Source organism: Streptomyces ureilyticus (genome assembly GCF_011045025.1).
Classification (GTDB): Bacteria; Actinomycetota; Actinomycetes; order Streptomycetales; family Streptomycetaceae; genus Streptomyces; species Streptomyces ureilyticus.
This window is the reverse complement of record NZ_JAAKZX010000454.1, coordinates 1-1,440: the sequence shown is the minus strand read 5'-3', so window position 1 is coordinate 1,440 and position 1,440 is coordinate 1. Positions and strand designations below refer to the sequence as shown.

The following is a 1,440-nucleotide window of genomic DNA, read 5'->3' as shown; positions in this document are numbered from 1 at the left end:
CTAGTAGGACTCCGTTAGGTTGCTCTGGCTCTTGGGTTCTGGCTGGTGGTGGACGTTCTGGGCAGGGGGCGGTGGCAGGTGGTGCAGGTGCCGGTCCAGCAGTTCAGCAGGTCTTGGATGGCGTCGAGGATCTGGTAGAGGGTGAGTCCGCTGTATCGGCTTTTGGGGCCAGCCGCTGTTCGGTGAGGAACGCGTGGGCGGCGGTGACCAGGGTGACGTGGTGATGCCACCCGGCCCAGGAACGTCCCTCGAAGTGGTCCAGGCCGAGGCCGTGCTTGAGTTCCCGGTAGTCGTGCTCGATGCGCCAGCGGATCTTGGCCAGGCGGACCAGTTCAGCCAGCGAGGTGTCGGCGGGCAGGCTGGTGAGCCAGTAGCCGGTGGGTTGTTGGGCGTCCTCGGGCCATTCGACCAGCAGCGTCACTTCGGGCAGGACACCGTCCCAGTGGCCGTGTTCGGCGGTGGCGGTGGCCTGGGCCAGACGGCGGGCCCTGACGCCGGCCGGCCGTACCCGCAGGGCCACAAAGCGCGAGCGCATCGGCCCGCGGGAGCCCTCACGCCAGGTGACCTCGGTGAACGCCTGTCGTCCGTGGCCGGCGGCCAAAACGGACACAGAGGACGGCTTGTGCCGGTAGCGGGGCTGCGGCTTGCGGCCGTTTCCGGACCACGCCGGGGCGGTGGGCTGCGCGTCGTGCGGGTGGACGGTCAAGTCCGAACGGATGGCCACGACATAGCCGATGCCCCGCTCGCTCAGACCGTCGCGGAAGTCAGCGTTCTGCCCGTAGCCGGCGTCGGCCACCACCACCGGCGGCACCATTCCCCACCCGGCCAACTCGTCGAAGGCGTCCAGGGCCAGGCGCCACTTCTCCCGGTGCCCGACCTCCTGCGGTATCCCGGTCTTCTGCCGCCGTCCGGCATCGTGCGCCCACTGCTCGGGGACGAACAACCGCCACTGCAGCGGACAGGAGGCCGTGTCGGAGACCGCGTGCACGCTCACCGCGACCTGGCAGTTGGCCCGCTTGCCCAGCGCCCCGCAGTACTGGTGCGCGACCGCCACCGACATCCTGCCGTCCTTGGGGAACGACACATCGTCGACCGCCCACGCGTCCGGGCCGATCTGCGGCACCATCCGCTCCGCAATCCGCCGCCGCACCGGCACCGGATCCCAGGTCGACTGGTTCACGAACTGCTGCAGGTTCTGCTCGTTGCCATCCGGCAGCCGCTCCGCCATCGCCTGGATGGACTTACGGCGCCCGTCCAGCATCAGCCCCCGCAGATAGCAGTCACCCTTCGCCCGCTGATCCTTGCGCGGCACCGACGCGAACACGTCAGCTACGAATAACGCCAACCTCGCCCGAGCACGGTTCACTTCATGTGCGTCCACATCCCCAACATGCCCCCAAACAGGACCGGGAGACAGACCTAACGGAGTCCTACTAGGTG

The 1,440-nt window shown here is 68.6% G+C and carries 1 protein-coding gene; it reads right to left on the bottom strand.

Translation table 11 applies throughout. The features are described from left to right. Positions 1–103: 103 nt before the first annotated feature. The gene (locus tag G6048_RS48080) at positions 104–1,381 is read right to left on the bottom strand and encodes an IS701 family transposase (RefSeq protein ID WP_165345894.1); all 1,278 of its coding nucleotides are present in this window, start codon (positions 1,379–1,381) and stop codon (positions 104–106) included. Positions 1,382–1,440: the final 59 nt, after the last annotated feature.